This window comes from Streptomyces sp. NPDC053432 (assembly GCF_055585365.1).
The window spans coordinates 66,221-82,166 of the sequence record NZ_JBVJKF010000014.1; the positions used below are offsets into that span (position 1 = coordinate 66,221).

The 15,946-nt window shown below is 72.4% G+C and carries 18 protein-coding genes; 7 read left to right on the plus strand and 11 right to left on the minus strand.

What is annotated here, in order from left to right:
• Nucleotides 1–766 precede the first annotated feature (766 nt).
• Genes ACZ6Y1_RS23070 through afsQ1 form a run of 3 tightly spaced genes read right to left on the minus strand, consistent with a single transcriptional unit; the run spans nt 767 to nt 3,547 of the window.
• A complete protein-coding gene (locus tag ACZ6Y1_RS23070; protein WP_469633120.1) occupies nt 767–1,393 on the minus strand; it encodes a hypothetical protein in 627 nt (208 codons plus the stop codon).
• Nucleotides 1,386–2,873, minus strand: a complete 1,488-nt coding sequence (locus tag ACZ6Y1_RS23075) for a sensor histidine kinase (protein ID WP_469632792.1) — start codon at nt 2,871–2,873, stop codon at nt 1,386–1,388. Before ACZ6Y1_RS23075 ends, ACZ6Y1_RS23070 begins: the two co-directional genes overlap by 8 nt.
• Nucleotides 2,870–3,547 carry a two-component system response regulator AfsQ1 gene (gene afsQ1, locus ACZ6Y1_RS23080; protein ID WP_469632796.1) on the minus strand — a complete coding sequence of 226 codons (678 nt, stop codon included), beginning with the start codon at nt 3,545–3,547 and terminating at the stop codon, nt 2,870–2,872. The genes ACZ6Y1_RS23075 and afsQ1 overlap by 4 nt, the downstream gene beginning before the upstream one ends.
• A 184-nt stretch (nt 3,548–3,731) precedes the next feature.
• On the opposite strand from afsQ1, the gene ACZ6Y1_RS23085 reads away from it, so the two are divergent.
• A complete protein-coding gene (locus ACZ6Y1_RS23085; protein WP_469632798.1) occupies nt 3,732–4,427 on the plus strand; it encodes a SigE family RNA polymerase sigma factor in 696 nt (231 codons plus the stop codon).
• Between the two features lie 121 nt (nt 4,428–4,548).
• Here the strand turns inward: ACZ6Y1_RS23085 and ACZ6Y1_RS23090 are convergent, their stop codons facing one another.
• The gene (locus tag ACZ6Y1_RS23090) at nt 4,549–5,337 is read right to left on the minus strand and encodes a uridine kinase family protein (RefSeq protein WP_469632799.1); all 789 of its coding nucleotides are present in this window, start codon (nt 5,335–5,337) and stop codon (nt 4,549–4,551) included.
• On the opposite strand from ACZ6Y1_RS23090, the gene ACZ6Y1_RS23095 reads away from it, so the two are divergent.
• Complete coding sequence (locus tag ACZ6Y1_RS23095) at nt 5,336–5,689, plus strand: hypothetical protein (protein WP_469632802.1); 354 nt, start codon at nt 5,336–5,338, stop codon at nt 5,687–5,689. The two genes, ACZ6Y1_RS23090 and ACZ6Y1_RS23095, sit on opposite strands and share 2 nt — an antisense overlap.
• 107 nt (nt 5,690–5,796) lie before the next feature.
• On the opposite strand, the gene ACZ6Y1_RS23100 is transcribed toward ACZ6Y1_RS23095, so the two are convergent.
• The 3 genes from ACZ6Y1_RS23100 to deoC are packed head-to-tail and all read right to left on the minus strand — an operon-like array spanning nt 5,797 to nt 9,093.
• Complete coding sequence (locus tag ACZ6Y1_RS23100; RefSeq protein ID WP_469632804.1) at nt 5,797–6,696, minus strand: aldehyde dehydrogenase family protein; 900 nt, start codon at nt 6,694–6,696, stop codon at nt 5,797–5,799.
• Nucleotides 6,689–8,125, minus strand: coding sequence for an aldehyde dehydrogenase family protein (locus ACZ6Y1_RS23105; RefSeq protein ID WP_469632805.1), 1,437 nt, complete (start codon nt 8,123–8,125; stop codon nt 6,689–6,691). Before ACZ6Y1_RS23105 ends, ACZ6Y1_RS23100 begins: the two co-directional genes overlap by 8 nt.
• A gap of 5 nt (nt 8,126–8,130) precedes the next feature.
• Nucleotides 8,131–9,093: a deoxyribose-phosphate aldolase gene (gene deoC, locus ACZ6Y1_RS23110; RefSeq protein ID WP_469633123.1), complete on the minus strand. Its 963-nt coding sequence runs from the start codon at nt 9,091–9,093 to the stop codon at nt 8,131–8,133.
• 294 nt (nt 9,094–9,387) lie between these two features.
• On the opposite strand from deoC, the gene ACZ6Y1_RS23115 reads away from it, so the two are divergent.
• The 3 genes from ACZ6Y1_RS23115 (at nt 9,388) to ACZ6Y1_RS23125 (ending at nt 10,992) form a co-directional block, all read left to right on the plus strand.
• A complete protein-coding gene (locus ACZ6Y1_RS23115; RefSeq protein WP_469632807.1) occupies nt 9,388–10,038 on the plus strand; it encodes a PH domain-containing protein in 651 nt (216 codons plus the stop codon).
• A gap of 131 nt (nt 10,039–10,169) precedes the next feature.
• A complete protein-coding gene (locus ACZ6Y1_RS23120; protein WP_469632810.1) occupies nt 10,170–10,754 on the plus strand; it encodes a VanZ family protein in 585 nt (194 codons plus the stop codon).
• Between the two features lie 37 nt (nt 10,755–10,791).
• Nucleotides 10,792–10,992, plus strand: coding sequence for a PspC domain-containing protein (locus ACZ6Y1_RS23125; protein WP_469632813.1), 201 nt, complete (start codon nt 10,792–10,794; stop codon nt 10,990–10,992).
• Nucleotides 10,993–11,018: 26 nt separating this feature from the next.
• On the opposite strand, the gene ACZ6Y1_RS23130 is transcribed toward ACZ6Y1_RS23125, so the two are convergent.
• From ACZ6Y1_RS23130 to ACZ6Y1_RS23140, 3 genes are all read right to left on the minus strand, one after another.
• Nucleotides 11,019–11,768: a hypothetical protein gene (locus tag ACZ6Y1_RS23130; protein WP_469632816.1), complete on the minus strand. Its 750-nt coding sequence runs from the start codon at nt 11,766–11,768 to the stop codon at nt 11,019–11,021.
• 121 nt (nt 11,769–11,889) lie between these two features.
• On the minus strand, nt 11,890–12,156 hold the full coding sequence (locus ACZ6Y1_RS23135; RefSeq protein WP_469632820.1) for a hypothetical protein: 267 nt from the start codon (nt 12,154–12,156) through the stop codon (nt 11,890–11,892).
• A 139-nt stretch (nt 12,157–12,295) separates the two neighbouring features.
• The gene (locus ACZ6Y1_RS23140) at nt 12,296–13,444 is read right to left on the minus strand and encodes an adenosine deaminase (RefSeq protein ID WP_469632823.1); all 1,149 of its coding nucleotides are present in this window, start codon (nt 13,442–13,444) and stop codon (nt 12,296–12,298) included.
• Between the two features lie 114 nt (nt 13,445–13,558).
• Between ACZ6Y1_RS23140 and ACZ6Y1_RS23145 the strand changes: the two genes are divergently transcribed.
• Together ACZ6Y1_RS23145 and ACZ6Y1_RS23150 are read left to right on the plus strand one after the other, a co-directional pair.
• Nucleotides 13,559–14,281, plus strand: coding sequence for an alpha/beta hydrolase (locus tag ACZ6Y1_RS23145; protein ID WP_469632826.1), 723 nt, complete (start codon nt 13,559–13,561; stop codon nt 14,279–14,281).
• Nucleotides 14,282–14,355: 74 nt separating this feature from the next.
• Nucleotides 14,356–14,727 carry a cupin domain-containing protein gene (locus ACZ6Y1_RS23150; protein ID WP_469632829.1) on the plus strand — a complete coding sequence of 124 codons (372 nt, stop codon included), beginning with the start codon at nt 14,356–14,358 and terminating at the stop codon, nt 14,725–14,727.
• Here the strand turns inward: ACZ6Y1_RS23150 and ACZ6Y1_RS23155 are convergent.
• Nucleotides 14,703–15,839, minus strand: a complete 1,137-nt coding sequence (locus ACZ6Y1_RS23155; protein WP_469632831.1) for an ATP-grasp domain-containing protein — start codon at nt 15,837–15,839, stop codon at nt 14,703–14,705. The two genes, ACZ6Y1_RS23150 and ACZ6Y1_RS23155, sit on opposite strands and share 25 nt — an antisense overlap.
• Nucleotides 15,840–15,946: the final 107 nt, after the last annotated feature.

Sequence of the window (15,946 nt, forward strand, 5' to 3'; positions counted from 1 at the left end):
TTTGCCTCCTCTTGCGTCCCCCTCGTCCCCCTCAGCCCCAGACGGGGGCCGGACGCCGTCGTCGAGAAGCGCGTAGCGATCTGGGGCGGCCTATGTCCGGCCCAAGACGACCGTGGACGCCGTCAAGGAGGAGCGCGTAGCGATCTGGGGCGAGATCAGCCCCGGACGGGGGCCAGACGCTGAGAAATGAGGAGCGCGTAGCGATCTGGTGCGCCCTTCCTGCCGGTCAGGCTCTTGTGGTCGAGGTGGGGAGGGGTGCCGGCCGTCTGCCCGGCCCGCAGGGCGAACAGGCGGCCCGAGGGGCCGCGCCCCCCCTGGACCGCCTCGCGCATCGCTGGCCGGGCCGCTTATGAGTTGTTCCGCCCGGCCCGTTCTTTTGGGGGTTTCCCGGCAGTCCTTGTCTTTCCGTGGCGGGACGGCCTGTCAAGGGTCGCCGCAGGCGATCGCGAAGCGACGCGACCGCAGGGAGCGCCCTTGACAGGACGGCCCGACGCGGAAGGACTATGGGACTGACGGGAAACCCCCAACCCTTCCTCGCTCCCGACCGGCCGGGGCACCGCCGTCGCCCGGTGCCGGTCGGCTGTTCGCCTCCGGCCCGGTGAGGGCCGCCGGACCACCACCCCGCACCGGGGGGTGGGTGGGCAGGCGCCGATCCGGGGCGCGGGGTCGAGGGGGTGATGGGCGGGCCGCGCTACGGGCGGGCCCGCACATGGCGGCCCGCCCCCTGCGCGGCGTACGACGCCCCGGCCCCCGCCGCCCCCGCCCCTCACCCCGCCGTGGCGGGCGTGCGGGCGATTTCGCCCAGCGTCGGGACCGACTCCGGGCGGGAGCGGACGGCGTCCGTGCATTCCCACGTGCGGGGCGGGTCCGCGTCCGGGCCGCCCAGGGTGACCGGCCGGCCCGGGCCCGCCGAGACCGTCTCGTTGCCCGCCAGCGTGCACACCAGCTGCGACAGCGCCACCGGCGGGAGGTCCTCCGGCTTGCGGCTCAGCCGTACCGTGCCCGCCGGGTCCCCGGCCCTCGGGACGGTGGCCGTCAGCTGGTCCGGGACACCGGTCGTGAAGCCGGCGTCCCGTTCCTGCGCGGACAGCGGCTTCTCCAGCGCCTCCAGCAGCGCCTGCGCGATGATCGACACCTGGTCCTTCAGCGCTCCGCGCTTCTCCGGCACCGCCACGACCCGTTCCACTCCGACGAGCTGCGATCCGCAGACCAGTTCCACCGTGGCCCGGAAGCCCTGCGCCCCGCCCTGCGCGCTCGGCTGCGCCGGGGTGTCGCAGGACACCCGGGAGGGCGCCGGGCCGACGTCCACGGGCACGGTCGTCGCCCGGATCCCGCATCCCGACAGCGTCACGGCGGCGAGCACGGCCGAAGCCACCGGCAGCGCCCTACGCATCCTGCTCACCCGCCAGTACCTTCCCCACGTCCATGGGCAGCCGCAGCGTGAACAGCGCGCCTCCCCCGGCCACGTTGGCGGCGGTGATGTCGCCGCCGTGAATGTGCGCGTTCTCCATGGCGATGGACAGGCCGAGACCGCTGCCGTCCGACTTGGGGCGGGACGCGCTCGCCTTGTAGAAGCGGTCGAAGACGTGCGGCAGGACCTCCTCTGGGATGCCCGGGCCGTTGTCCTGGACCGCGATGACCAGCCACTCCTCCTCCACCGACACCGACACCCGCACCGGCGAGCCGCCGTGCTTGAGCGCGTTGCCGATGAGGTTGGCCAGGATGACGTCGAGGCGGCGCGGGTCGAGGCGCGCCACGATGTCGCGTCCCGCGTCGAGTTCGACCGCGTCGAGCCAGGCCCGGGCGTCGATGCAGGCCGTGACCTGGTCGGCGACGTTGACGTCGTCCAGTACCAGCTTGGCCGTTCCCGCGTCGAAGCGGGTGACCTCCATCAGGTTCTCCACCAGGTCGTTGAGACGGCGCGTCTCGCTGACGACCAGCGCCACCGCCGGCGCGATCATGGGGTCGAGGTCGTCGACCTCCTCCTCCAGCACCTCGGCGACGGCGGTCAACGCGGTCAGCGGCGTCCGCAGTTCGTGGGACATGTCCGCGACGAAGCGCCTGCTCGCCTCCTCCCGCGCGCTCATGTCGGCGACCTTCTTCTCCAGCGCCTCCGCCGTCTTGTTGAAGGTGTGGGAGAGGTCGGCGAGTTCGTCCGTGCCGCGCACGTCGAGCCGGGTGTCGAGTTCGCCCTCGCCGAGCCGTCGCGCCGCGTCGCCGAGGCGCTGTACGGGCTTGAGCACGGTCCTGGCCGCGGCCTGCGCGAGCAGCGCCGAGCCGAGCAGGGCGACGATCGTCGCGATCGTGAGGGACCAGCCGAGCGCGTTGAGGTCGTCGCGTTCCTGCGCGAGCGACTTGTACATGTAGCCGGTCGGCCCGCCGCCCACGACCCGCGTCCCGCCGACCAGGTAGGGGTTGCCGTTGGGCTTCGTGCGCTGCCAGTACATGTGGTACTCGGCGTCGTTGGCCGAGGTGGTCTTCTGACGGTCGTTCACCGCGTGCTGGAGCGACTTCGGTACGTCCTCCAGCCCGAAGGAGTCGGAGCCCGCGGAGCCGGTCACCTGGCGGTGGTCCTTGGTCTCGTCGACCAGCAGCACGCTGTAGCCGGGGCTCTTGCCCGCCATGAGTTCCGCGGTGCGCTGGAGCTCGTCGGCCGTGGGGTCGGCGGGCAGGGCGGCGGCCCGGTCCTGCATCTCCCGCCGGAAGTCGCCGAGGGCGGCGTCCTGGGTGCGGGTGAGGACCGCCTCGCGGTTGAGCCAGTACGCGATCCCGGAGGCGGAGACCGCGGCGGTGAGTGCGACCAGCGCGAAGACGATGAGGAGCCGCAGCCGCAGGCTGGTCCAGCGCCGGCCCGCGAGCAGCGCGCGGATCACTGCGGGGAGTCCAGGCGGTATCCGACGCCCCGGACCGTGCGGATCAGGGTGGGCGAGGACGGTACGTCCTCGACCTTGGCGCGCAGCCTCTGCACGCACGCGTCGACGAGCCGCGAGTCGCCGAGGTAGTCGTGTTCCCAGACGAGGCGCAGCAGTTGCTGGCGTGACAGTGCCTGTCCGGGCCTGCGGCTGAGCTCCAGCAGCAGGCGCAGCTCGGTCGGGGTGAGCTGGAGGTCCTCGCCGTTCTTGGTGACCGTCATGGCGGCGCGGTCGATGACGAGGGAGCCGAAGCTCGCGGAGTCGCTGGACTCGCGCTCGCCACGGCGCAGCACGGCCCGGATGCGGGCGTCGAGGACCCGCCCCTGGACGGGCTTGACCACGTAGTCGTCGGCACCGGACTCCAGCCCGACGACCACGTCGATGTCGTCGCTGCGCGCGGTGAGCAGGATGATCGGCAGCTGGTCGGTGCGGCGGATCCGCCGGCACACCTCGAAGCCGTCGATCCCGGGCAGCATGACGTCCAGCACGATCAGGTCCGGCCGCTGCTCGCGCAGCAGTTTCAGGCCGTCCTCGCCCGTCGCCGCGGTGACCACACGGTGGCCCTGGCGTGACAGGGAGAGTTCGAGGGCCGTGCGGATGGCGTCGTCGTCCTCGATCAGCAACAGGAAAGGCACGGGCTCATTCTGTCCCATCGGCCGTCGGGAGTTCGACCGTCGGGAGGACGTGATCTGCGCGGAGGCGCTGTGACAGTGCTGTGACAGTCGACGGACACCCCGGTTAAGTCGGCCGGGCAGGCTTCTGTCAACGCACCGAGCACAACGGTCCGAAGCAGACACACTCCACGACGGGGGGCGCGAGATGAACACGCTGCACAGCACCACGACCAGCGCGGTTGTCACGCGGCTGCACGATGTGAACCGCCGGGCGGGTGTCCGATCGGTGGCGGTCGCCCGTCCCCGGCCGGCGCACGTCGTAGCCATTGACGCTCAGAAGTACGAGGCGGTTCCCGCGCAGCGCACCCCGTCCTCGACGTCCGAGGCGGAGTTCACGGCGTACGTCCAGGAGCGGCGTGCCGCCCTGTACGCGACGGCCTTCCACCTGACCGGTGACCGGCACGAGGCCGAGGACCTGCTGCAGAGTGCGCTGTTCTCGACGTACCGCGCCTGGGACCGGATCAGTGACAAGGCGGCGGTCGGCGGCTACCTGCGGCGGACCATGACGAACCTGCACATCAGTGCCTGGCGCCGGCGCAAGCTGAACGAGTACCCGACGGAGGAGCTGCCGGAGACGGCCTCCGACACGGACGCGATGCGCGGTACGGAGCTGCGTGCGGTGCTGTGGCAGGCGCTGGCCCGGATCCCGGAGCCGCAGCGCACGATGCTGGTGCTGCGCTACTACGAGGGCCGTACGGACCCGGAGATCGCGGAGATCCTCGGGATCAGCGTCGGCACGGTGAAGTCCAGCATCTGGCGCTCGCTGCGGCGGCTGCGCGAGGACGAGGCGCTGAGCTTCGGCGCCGACGAGGCGGAGTCCTTCGAGGAGCTCGTCGCCTGAGAGACCAACGGCCGGGGGGCCGTCCTGCGGGGGTGGGACGGCGGCCATGGGGGGAGAGCGCGGGATCGGTCGGACGGGGGTCCGATCGGTCCCGCGCTTCCATGTGTGCGGCCGGGGCCGCTCAGGCGGCCTGTGCGGCGGCGCTCGGTGCGCGGTGGCGGCCGGCGGCGGCTGCGGCGAGGCGGCCGAGTGCCTCGTCGGGGCCGCAGGCGTGGGCGCCGAGGGCGGTGTGCCGGGCCACGATGCCGCGCTCGGCGCGCATCAGGCGCCAGCCCCTGCGCAGCAGGAACGGCAGGGACTTGCGGCCTTCGCGCAGGTCGCGGGCGAGGCGGCGGCGGAAGGTGGTGGAGGGCCGGCCGCGCAGGCAGATCGCGTCGGCGAGGAGGCCGAGTTCCTGGCAGCGTGCGGCGATGTCGGCGGCGAAGATGCCCTCCGCGATGAACAGCGGGGTGCGGGAGATGTCCAGGGTCTCGGCGCCGGTGCGGGAGCTGGTCGCGATGTCGTAGACCGGGACCTCGGTGCGGCCGGTGCGGCACAGTTCGGCGACGGCCGCGACGGCGACGTCGGCGTCCCACGAGCGCGGGGAGTCCCAGTCGATGTCGGAGCTGCCTTCGACCAGGGGCAGGGTCGGGTCGTCGCCCTCCTTGTAGAAGTCGTCCAGGCGCAGCACCGGCAGGCCCGAACGGGCGGCCAGCGAGGACTTGCCGGAGCCCGAGGGCCCGGTCAGCAGTACGACGCGTGTGGGAAGGGGAGATGAACAGCTCACGGGAGACCAGTGTGAGGCATGACCGGGCGTATCGACACACTGCCGACAGCCCCTGCGACCCGTCTCACATGGCGGGTTGGAATCCGGGAAGCCGCCTCGACTACTCTGTGTGCGCACGCGACTACGACCACAGGCGGGAACCATGGCACGTCACGCAGCTTCCGACCCATCGCCGAAGCGGCTCCGCTCCGCCGGGCTGACCCTCTCCATGGCCGGTGCGGCCCTGGCGATGGCCGCCGGCGGGGCGCAGGCCGGTGAGCTCGACGTCCCGGCCGCGCTGGCCGGGGTCGCGAACCCGGTCTCCCATCTCAAGGTCAACCCGCTCGCCAACACCGGAGTGGACCCGCTCGACAACGGGGTGGCCACGCAGGTCGCGGACTTCCCCGCGGTCGGCACGGACATGGTCACCGGCAGCCTGACCCGCGGGTCCTCGGTCGGCGAGCTGCCGACGGCCGCGGTGTCCTCGCTGCTGGGGCCGGTGCTGCCGAAGGCGTAGCCGGACACGGGAAGGCCCCGGCAGGCGGGGGAACACTGCCGGGGCCGGTCTCGGGGGGCGCCGTACCAGGAGGACGGTCCTGGTACGGCGGTCCCGGTGGGGCGGTCCTAGTACGAGGATCCGCCCGAGCCCAGCGACCCCGTGGGGTGCCAGACGGTCTTGGTCTCCAGGAAGGCCGTCATGCGCGCAGTGCCCGGGTCCGCGTTCCAGTCGTCCACAGGCTGTGGACGCAGGACGCGCTTGAGGTTGTCCGCGGCGGCGATCTCCAGCTCCTTGGCCAGGGCCGTGTCGGCGCCGGCCAGGTCGATCGCGTTGACGTCCTGGTGGGAGGCCAGGTGGGGGCCCATCTCGGCGGCCTTGCCGGACAGGATGTTGACCACGCCGCCCGGCAGGTCGGAGGTGGCGAGCACCTCGCCCAGGGAGAGCGCGGGGAGCGGGGCCTTCTCGCTCGCGATGACGACGGCCGTGTTGCCGGTCGCGATCACGGGGGCGATGACCGAGACCAGGCCCAGGAAGGACGAGGCCTGGGGGGCGACGACGGTGACGACGCCGGTCGGCTCGGGGGTGGAGAGGTTGAAGAACGGGCCGGCGACCGGGTTGGCGCCGCCAACGACCTGGCCGATCTTGTCGGTCCAGCCCGCGTACCAGACCCAGCGGTCGATGGCCGCGTCCACGACGGCGCCGGCCTTCGACTTGGACAGGCCCTCTGCCTCGCCGACCTCGCGGACGAACTGCTCGCGGCGGCCCTCCAGCATCTCGGCGATGCGGTAGAGGATCTGGCCCCGGTTGTAGGCGGTCGCGCCCGACCAGCCGCCGAAGGCCTTGCGGGCCGCGACGACGGCGTCACGCGCGTCCTTGCGGGACGACAGCGGGGCGTTGGCCAGCCAGTTGCCCTTGGAGTCGCTCACCTCGTACACCCGGCCGCTCTCGGAGCGGGGGAACTTGCCCCCGACGTACAGCTTGTAGGTCTTGAAGACGTTCAGACGGTTCGCAGCAGACTCAGACATCGAGGTAGCCCTCCAGGCCGTGGCGGCCGCCCTCGCGGCCGAAGCCCGATTCCTTGTAGCCGCCGAACGGCGAGGTCGGGTCGAACTTGTTGAACGTGTTGGCCCAGACGACGCCCGCGCGGAGCTTGCCCGCGACCGCGAGGATGCGGCTGCCCTTCTCCGTCCAGATGCCGGCGGACAGGCCGTACTGGCTGTTGTTGGCCTTGGCGACGGCCTCGTCGGGCGTGCGGAAGGTCAGTACGGACAGCACGGGGCCGAAGATCTCGTCGCGGGCGACGGTGTGCGCCTGGGTGACGTTCGTGAAGAGCGTCGGGGCGAACCAGTAGCCGGCGGACGGCAGCTCGCAGGCCGGGGACCAGCGCTCCGCGCCCTCGGCCTCGCCGGTGTCCGCGAGCGCGGTGATCCGGGCGAGCTGCTCGGCGGAGTTGATCGCGCCGATGTCGGTGTTCTTGTCGAGCGGGTCGCCCAGGCGCAGGGTGCTCAGGCGGCGCTTGAGGGAGTCCAGCAGCTCGTCGTGGATCGACTCCTGGACCAGGAGGCGGGATCCGGCGCAGCAGACCTGGCCCTGGTTGAAGAAGATGCCGTTGACGATGCCCTCGACGGCCTGGTCCACGGGTGCGTCGTCGAAGACGATGTTGGCGCCCTTGCCGCCCAGTTCGAGGGTGACCTTCTTGTCGGTGCCGGCGACGTGGCGGGCGATCTTCTTGCCCACGGCCGTCGAGCCGGTGAAGGCGACCTTGTTGACGTCCGGGTGCTCGACGAGGGCCGCGCCCGCGTCGCCGTAGCCGGTGAGGATGTTGACGACGCCCTTGGGCAGGCCCGCCTGGCGGCAGATGTCCGCGAAGAACAGGGCGGAGAGCGGGGTCGTCTCGGCCGGCTTCAGCACGACCGTGTTGCCGGTGGCGAGCGCCGGGGCGATCTTCCACGCGAGCATGAGCAGCGGGAAGTTCCACGGGATGACCTGGCCGGCCACACCGAGGGGGCGCGGGTTCGGGCCGTAGCCGGCGTGGTCGAGCTTGTCGGCCCAGCCCGCGTAGTAGAAGAAGTGCGCGGCGACCAGCGGGAGGTCCGCGTCGCGGGTCTCCTTGATCGGTTTGCCGTTGTCCAGGGTCTCCAGGACGGCCAGCTCGCGGCTGCGCTCCTGGATGATCCGGGCGATGCGGAAGAGGTACTTGGCGCGCTCGGAGCCGGGCAGCGCGGACCACTTCTCGAAGGCCTTGCGGGCGGCCCTGACGGCGCGGTCCACGTCGGCGGCACCGGCCTGGGCGACCTCGGAGAGGACCTCCTCGGAGGACGGCGAGACGGTCTTGAAGACCTTGCCGTCGGCGGCGTCGGTGAACTCGCCGTCGATGAAGAGCCCGTAGGAGGGGGCGATGTCGACGACCGAGCGGGACTCGGGTGCCGGTGCGTAGTCGAAAACAGATGCCATGGTGATCAGTCCACCGTCACGTAGTCGGGACCGGAGTAACGGCCGGTGCTCAGCTTCTGGCGCTGCATCAGCAGGTCGTTGAGCAGGCTGGAGGCGCCGAAGCGGAACCAGTGGTTGGTCAGCCAGTCCTCGCCCACGGTCTCGTTGACCAGGACGAGGAACTTGATCGCGTCCTTGGTGGTGCGGATGCCGCCGGCCGGCTTCACGCCGATCTGGATTCCGGTCTGCGCCCGGAAGTCGCGTACGGCTTCGAGCATGAGCAGGGTGTTGGCCGGGGTGGCGTTGACCCCCACCTTGCCGGTCGACGTCTTGATGAAGTCGGCGCCGGCGAGCATGCCGATCCAGGAGGCACGGCGGATGTTGTCGTAGGTCGACAGCTCGCCGGTCTCGAAGATGACCTTCAGGCGGGCGGCGCTGCCGTCCTCCCGGACGCAGGCCTCCTTGACCGCCTTGATCAGCTCGTACGTCTCCAGGTAGCGGCCGGCGAGGAAGGCGCCACGGTCGATGACCATGTCGATCTCGTCGGCTCCGGCGGCGACGGCGTCACGGGTGTCCGCGAGCTTGACGGGCAGCGCGGCGCGGCCGGCCGGGAACGCGGTGGCGACGGAGGCGACCTTGACGTCGGCGCCGTTCAGGGCGGCCTTCGCGGTGGCCACCATGTCGGGATAGACGCAGACGGCGGCCGTCATCGGGGTCGTGCGGTCGGTCGGGTCGGGATTGACGGCCTTGGCGGAGAGCGCCCGGACCTTGCCCGGGGTGTCCGCGCCTTCCAGCGTCGTCAGGTCGATCATCGAGATGGCCAGGTCGATGGCGTACGCCTTGGCCGTCGTCTTGATCGAACGGGTTCCGAGCGAGGCCGCGCGGGCCTCCAGGCCGACAGGGTCTACGCCGGGCAGCCCGTGCAGGAAGCGGCGCAGCGCACTGTCGGACGTCGTCACGTCGGCGAATGCGGAGAGGGTGGTGGGCATGGTCACCACATGAGCATATCTACGCGCGTAGCGGCCTGTCACCCCCCACCGCTGCACATCTGCGCGGACCCGGCCCCATCCGGGCGCGGCGGGGGTCCCGGCCGCGCCCGGTCGGCGGACCGCTGACCTCCGCTTTTCCCGTCGCGCGGCACGGCCGGGAACCCGGTCGTGCGGCGCGGACAGGATCCGTGAATTTCTCTTCGGCAGTCCGCCGGACCCGGGTCCACCGGCCCCGCGGCGTCATCCTGTACGCCGATCTCGTCAGCTGAGACGGCGTGGGGCAGAATCGACCGCATGAGCAGCCAGCAGCCCCCTGATGAGCCTGTGTACGCGGACCGGGTCTACCGCTCCCCCATGGCCGTGGTCACCGGCGTGCTGCTGCTGGCGCTCACCGCCTGGCTGTGCGGGGACGCGGTGGTGCGCGGCACGGGGAACACCCCGTGGATCGCGCTGGCCCTCGCGCTGTGCGCCGTCCCCCTGATCGTGGCGTTCACGATCCGCCCGGCCGTCTTCGCCAATGCCGACCGGCTGCGCGTGCGGAACCCCTTCCGGGTCATCGAGCTGCCCTGGGCGTCCGTGGACGCCGTGCGCGCCGGGTACTCGGCGGAGGTGCTGGCCGAGGGTTCGAAGTTCCAGCTGTGGTCGGTGCCCGTCTCCCTGCGGGAGCGCAAGAAGGCGAACCGGCAGCAGCTCAGCCGCCGCGGCGGGCTCACCGGGCGGGGGCTGAACGCCTCCGACGACAAGGACAAGACCACCGCCGCCGCCTCCGAGGGCCCGCAGCGGGCCCGGGCCGACCAGGTGGTGGACGAGCTGCGGGAGCTGGCGGAGCGCGGCGCCTCACGGGCCGGTGCGCAGGGTTCCGTGCGGGTGCAGTGGTCGTACGAGATCATCGCTCCGGCCGTGGCCGGAGCGGTGCTGCTGATCGTCCTGATCGCCCTGCGCTGAGCCCGGCGCGGCTGCGCAGGGGTGCGCCGGTGCGGTCGCCGGCGTGCGTTCTCAGCGGATTCTCATACATTCCCCGGCGAGCCCGCCCGGCCGGCGGAACCGGCGCCGCCGCATGGCGCGTCCTCGCAGGTGTGCAGCGCAATGAGGCCGGCGAAAGCACCGGCACCGCCCCCGCCGTCTCCCTTCGGCTCCGGCTCCTGGCCGCGGCCCTGCTGGCCGCGCACCTCCTGGTCGTCGGCTGGCTGACCCTCCGCCCCCTCGACGTGCCGTGGGCCGCGGCCGCCAATCTGACCCCGCTGGAGGGGATCAGGGCGGCCTTCGCGGCCGGGCCCCTCGAAGGTGCCCGGCGGCTCGGGGAGGGGCTGGCCCTGCTGGCCCCGCTCGGGGTGCTGTTGCCGCTGGTCAGCGGGAGGCTCGCGCCGTCGGCGCTGTCGGCGTGGTCCTCGCTGGTGCGGACCGCCGCCGCGGGCGCGCTGGTCTCGGCGAGCATCGTGATGTTCCAGACCGCCGTCCCCGGGCAGGTGGTCGACGTGGACTCGGTGCTGCTGAACACCGTCGGCGTGGTGCTCGCCCACGTGGCCGTCGTGCCGGCACTGCGGGCCCGGGCGCGGGTGCGCCGCTCACGCGCCGCTTATCAGGGGGCGACCCCGAAAATTACCAGGGTCGGGCTCGGCCCCTGGACCGACGTCCTGTCAGCGGTTCCCCGGGAGTATTGAGACATCGCAATCGAGCGATCCCGACGAAGGAGAACCCATGAGCGCCATTGTCCGCCCCCGTGACGGCCGAATGATCGGTGGAGTGTGCGCGGGGCTGGCGCGCCGCTTCGGAATCTCGGCGAACACGATGCGCGTCATATTCGTGGCCTCGTGCCTGCTGCCCGGTCCGCAGTTCCTGATCTACCTGGCGCTCTGGCTGCTGCTGCCGAACGAGAAGCCCGCGTCCACCGCCTGGTAGCGGACGCGGGGTGACCCGGGGAGGGGTCAGGCGGCTCGCTTGATCTTCTCCAGTTGCTTGTCCGCCACTTCCTGGGGCACCCGCACCTGCTTCTGGCCGGAGGCCACGTCGAGGGCCATCAGCCGCACGACGGTGTCGCCCTCGCGCACGACGACGAGGTGGACCTGGGCGGAGACGCCCTGGCCGGCCGCGGTCGTGGTCCAGCTGACGCTCTCGTCGCCCGCCGTGCGGTAGTCGGCGGCGCGGACGTCGCGGTAGCCGGCGGTCTGCTTCTCGACGGTGGCGGAGAAGCCCGTGCCGCAAGCGGCCACGGCGGCCTTGAGCCGGGAGATGAGCGCCTTGGCATCGCTCTCGGCGTAGGAGCTGACGGAGGCGGAGACGGCGAGGCCGAGCTGCTTCTGGGAGCCGATGCCCCGGTTGACGGTCTCGCGCGCCGCAGGGTCCGGCTTGTCGCCCATGATGTCGGCGAGCGGCTGGCAGGCCTTCTTGTCGGCCTGCGGCTGGCCGTCCGGGGCGTTGGGGTTCTTGCCCTGGGCGGAGATCTGGTAGCCCGCGAGATCGCCCTGTTGCAGCGCGGACCGTTCCAGCCTGCTGCCGGCGCCCTCGGCCGGGGCGGAGCCCGCCGGGGCCGGTGCGGAGGCCGATGCGGCGGGCGTGCCCGGGGACCCCTTCGGGTCCGGGGTCCTGCCGCCCGCGGGGGCGTCCGTACTGCTGCATCCCACGGCCGCGAACAGCAGGGCGGGGAGCAGCGCGACCGTCGTCGCTCGTGCCTTCATGCGCATGACCGGAACCTCATACCCCGTACCTGGATGGGCAGTTGGCGATGATCGTGGCATACGACGCGGCGTGGCGCCCACCCGCTCAGACGGGTGTGCGCCACGGGTACGCGCGTACGGATCAGGCGCCGAGACCGCTGGTCGGCAGACCGCCGAGCAGGCCGGTCACCGGACCGAGCGCGGCCGCCGGGTCGCTGGACTGCTGGCCTTCCTCGGCGCCCATGTGCTGCTGGCTGGTGAGGCCCTGGACAGCGGTGGTGGCGGTGCCCAGCGTGTCGGTGAGGCCGACGGCCGGCACGGCGGCGGCCGAGGCGGTGCCCGCGGCGACGGCGGCGAAGGCGGCACCGAGGGCGGCGACACCGAGGGTCTTGGCAGCTGACTGCTTCATGAAGGATCGTCCTTGCGACGGGGAATTGGGCGGCTCCGCAAACTAGTCACTTCAAACCCCGGCCCGCAAACATCCGTAAATACGAGAAAGCGCCCGGGAATTGCTCCTCCCGGGCGCTTTCAGTACGTCAAGCCGTGGCCTACGCCGAGACGGAACCGCTGGTGGAGGCGGTCTGCTGGAAGAGCCACTCGGACTTCAGCTCCGCATAACCCGGCTTGATCACCTCGTTGATCATGGCGAGTCGTTCATCGAAAGGAATGAACGCGGACTTCATCGCATTGACGGTGAACCACTGGATGTCGTCCAGGGAGTACCCGAAGGCGTCGACCAGGTGCTCGAACTCGCGACTCATGCTGGTGCCGCTCATCAGGCGGTTGTCGGTGTTGACCGTGAGCCTGAAGTGCAGCTTCCGCAGCAGACCGATCGGGTGCTCGCCGTACGAGGTGGCCGCGGCCGTCTGCAGGTTCGAGGTCGGGCACATCTCCAGCGGGATGCGCTTGTCCCGGACGTACGAGGCCAGCCGGCCCAGCGTCACGGAGCCGCCCTCGGCGACCTCGATGTCGTCGATGATGCGCACGCCGTGACCGAGGCGGTCGGCGCCGCACCACTGCAGGGCCTGCCAGATCGACGGCAGACCGAAGGCCTCGCCCGCGTGGATGGTGAAGTGGTTGTTCTCGCGCTTGAGGTACTCGAAGGCGTCGAGGTGGCGGGTGGGAGGGAACCCGGCCTCGGCGCCGGCGATGTCGAAGCCGACGACGCCGTGGTCGCGGTAGCGGTTGGCCAGCTCCGCGATCTCCAGCGCGCGGGCGGCGTGGCGCATCGCGGTCAGGAGGGCGCCGACGCGGATGCGGTGGCCGTTGGCCTTCGCGCGGCGCTCGCCCTCGCGGAAGCCCTCGTTCACGGCCTCGACGACCTCTTCGAGGGTCAGCCCCTTCTCCAGGTGCTGCTCGGGGGCGTAGCGGATCTCGGCGTACACGACGCCGTCCTCGGCCAGGTCCTCGGCGCATTCCGCGGCAACCCGGTACAGGGCCTCCTTGGTCTGCATGACCGCGCAGGTGTGCGCGAAGGTCTCGAGGTAGCGGGGCAGGGAGCCGGAGTCGGCGGCTTCGCGGAACCAGATGCCGAGCTTGTCGGCGTCGGCCTCCGGCAGGTTCTCGTAGCCGACCTCGCGGGCCAGCTCGATGATGGTCCCGGGGCGCAGGCCGCCGTCGAGGTGATCGTGCAGGAGCACCTTCGGGGAGCGGCGGATCTGGTCCGGGGTCGGCAGGGTGGGGGTGTCGCTCGTCATCTGGGCACTCTAGCTCCTACGCGCGTAGAGCGGGATGCCGACGGCGTCCGCCGATATGTAACAGTGACCGCGCGGACGGATGGCGTACACCTCCGCGTCTGAGACTGTTCCGCCATGGCACAGCATGCGCCGCCGGCGCGCGGGGCCCGTCTGGGACGGGTGGCCGGCGCGAACGGCTCGGTATCGACGGTCAGTGGTGTGGTGCTCCTGCTCCCCGGGGCGTCCAGATGGTTCCCCGGTCCGCTGCGCCCGCTCGGGCGGGCCCTGGCCCGGGCGGGCGCGGCGGACGGGCTGGTGGCGCACACCGTCGTGCACGGCGGGCAGGCCTCCCGGGAGGAAGAGGCGCGGTGGGCCGCGGAGGAGGTGGGGCGGCGGTACGGGGACGTGCCGGTGTGCCTGGCCGGATACGACGCGGGAGGGCTGACGGCGCTGCGGGCGGCGGGGCACGGGGCCGTCAACTCCGTTCTGCTGATGGCCCCTTCGTTAGGGGACGCGGCCGGCGCCGACTCCCCTGAACCGGTGAAACAGCTGTCGGGGCGGCAGGTGCTGATCGTCCACGGCACCAACGACGCGCGCAGCGACCCCGAGGGGTCGTTCCGGCTGGCGGCGCGGGCGAAGAAGGCGAATCGTTCTACCTGCCGGTTCGAGGTGCATTCGGACGGGCACCGGCTGGACGGGCACCGGGCGGAAGTGGTGGCGCTGGCCGTGGACTTCGTCCTGGGCGCCCTGGGTTCGGGCCACTACTCCCGCCCGGTGACGGACGCCTTCGCCGCTCCCCCGCCGCTGGGTCTGCGGATGCCGCTGGCCTCCGGGTTCGGGCGGTCGCTGAGGGGGTGAGCGGAGGGGGTGCCCCGGGCGTACCGTGAGGAATGGACTCGGGGTGCTGTTCCTCTCCCGGAGGGCGATGGGCCATGAGCGGACTGCGGTACACGAACTTCGACAAGCCGGACGAGACGCGGCCTTTCGAGGCGGGCACGGGCAGGCTGGACCTGTTCAACACCGAGGGCGGCGCCGTGGGGCGCGCGGTCTTCGAGCCCGGCTGGCGCTGGTCGACGCACGTCAAGCCGATCGCGGGCACGGACAGCTGCCAGTCCGCCCACACCGGCTACGTGGTCAGCGGCCGGATGAAGGTCGTCATGGACGACGGGGAGAGCGGCGAGATCGGCCCCGGAGACTTCATCCAGATCGCGCCCGGGCACGACGCCTGGGTGCTGGGCGACGAGCCGTGCGTCGCGCTGGACTGGACCGGATACGTCGACTACGCGAAGCCGGCGTCCGGCTGAGGCGCCCGCCGGGCCGGCAGGCCCTGGCCGCGGCTCCGCCCGAGGAGCGCGACCGCGCGGTCCAGGGTGCGGGCGAGGCCTATCGCCGTGGGGCCGGCCGCGAGGACGTACGCGTGGTGCAGCGCGCCCGTCGGGGCGCGGTGGACCACGGCGCCCGGCGGGATCTCCAGCTGCACCCGGACCACGCCCGGCACCCGCCGGGCCGCGGCGAGCCCGGGGTGTACGCCGCCGGGCAGCGGGCCGGGCGGGAAGTCCACGTACCGCAGTCCGGCGTGGGTGGCGCGCGGGCTGCGCACCGGGTCGGGCAGGCCCAGCCCGGCGGCGAGGGCCAGGCCGAGGACGTCGGTGCCGTTCCCGAGGCGGAGCAGCCGGGCGAGTTCCTCGCCGCCGGGGCGGGCGTGGGCCTCGACCAGGCGGGGGCCGTGCGCGGTGAGGATGACCTCGGTGTGGGAGGGGCCGTCGCGGTGCCCGGCGAGGTCGAGGACCGCGCGTACGAAGGTGCGTACGGCCTGCGCGGTCGCGGGGTCGAGGGCGACGGGCAGGTCGTGGCCGGCGGCGGTCAGGCAGGGGCCCGGGCCGGTGCGGCGGCGGGCCCAGCCGAGGATGCGGTGGCAGCCGTGGCGGGAGAGGGCTTCGACGGTGAGCTCGGGGCCTTCGAGGTACTCCTCGACGAGGAGGTCGGTGACCTCGGGGTAGCCGTGGGCGGCGGCGCGGGCCTCGGTCTCGTCGTGGACGAGCCGGACCCCCTCGCCGTCGGCGCCCGCGCGGGGCTTGATGACGCAGGGGTAGCCGATGAGGGTGGTGATGAAGGGGAGGGTGTCGGAGCGGCCGCAGCGGGCGAAGGAGACGGGCCGGGTGGGGTGCAGGGCGTTGGAGCGGGCGCGCAGGGCGGCCTTGTCCATGAGGGCGGTGACGGCCGCGGTGGGGGTGCCCGGGAGTCCGAGTTCCTCGTTGGCGCGGGCCGCGGCGAGGGCCCCGGCGGCGTCGAAGCCGAACACGGCGGCGCGGCCCCGGCGGACGGCCTCCATGCTGCCTAACGCCCCGATGAGGCGGCGGTGGTCGCGCCAGTCCGTCCGTACCCGCCGCTCCGCCCCCTCACGGTCGGAAGACACCGATGGAACCGGCGCGACCACCACGGTGTGCGCACCCGCACGGCGGGCGGCCGCCACCACGGCTGGTCGCGGGCTCAGCAGGACGGCAACGGGCCCCCGTCCCCCGT

Coding starts and splice junctions, on each gene's coding strand:
- deoC (WP_469633123.1), bottom strand. CDS start 9,093: ATGCCCACCACCCTCTCCGCATTCGCCGACGTGACGACGTCCGACAGT.
- ACZ6Y1_RS23115 (WP_469632807.1), top strand. CDS start 9,388: ATGAGCAGCCAGCAGCCCCCTGATGAGCCTGTGTACGCGGACCGGGTC.
- ACZ6Y1_RS23085 (WP_469632798.1), top strand. CDS start 3,732: ATGAACACGCTGCACAGCACCACGACCAGCGCGGTTGTCACGCGGCTG.
- ACZ6Y1_RS23090 (WP_469632799.1), bottom strand. CDS start 5,337: ATGGTTCCCGCCTGTGGTCGTAGTCGCGTGCGCACACAGAGTAGTCGA.
- ACZ6Y1_RS23095 (WP_469632802.1), top strand. CDS start 5,336: ATGGCACGTCACGCAGCTTCCGACCCATCGCCGAAGCGGCTCCGCTCC.
- ACZ6Y1_RS23070 (WP_469633120.1), bottom strand. CDS start 1,393: ATGCGTAGGGCGCTGCCGGTGGCTTCGGCCGTGCTCGCCGCCGTGACG.
- ACZ6Y1_RS23100 (WP_469632804.1), bottom strand. CDS start 6,696: ATGTCTGAGTCTGCTGCGAACCGTCTGAACGTCTTCAAGACCTACAAG.
- ACZ6Y1_RS23140 (WP_469632823.1), bottom strand. CDS start 13,444: ATGACGAGCGACACCCCCACCCTGCCGACCCCGGACCAGATCCGCCGC.
- ACZ6Y1_RS23125 (WP_469632813.1), top strand. CDS start 10,792: ATGAGCGCCATTGTCCGCCCCCGTGACGGCCGAATGATCGGTGGAGTG.
- ACZ6Y1_RS23135 (WP_469632820.1), bottom strand. CDS start 12,156: ATGAAGCAGTCAGCTGCCAAGACCCTCGGTGTCGCCGCCCTCGGTGCC.
- ACZ6Y1_RS23105 (WP_469632805.1), bottom strand. CDS start 8,125: ATGGCATCTGTTTTCGACTACGCACCGGCACCCGAGTCCCGCTCGGTC.
- ACZ6Y1_RS23145 (WP_469632826.1), top strand. CDS start 13,559: ATGGCACAGCATGCGCCGCCGGCGCGCGGGGCCCGTCTGGGACGGGTG.
- ACZ6Y1_RS23130 (WP_469632816.1), bottom strand. CDS start 11,768: ATGAAGGCACGAGCGACGACGGTCGCGCTGCTCCCCGCCCTGCTGTTC.
- ACZ6Y1_RS23150 (WP_469632829.1), top strand. CDS start 14,356: ATGAGCGGACTGCGGTACACGAACTTCGACAAGCCGGACGAGACGCGG.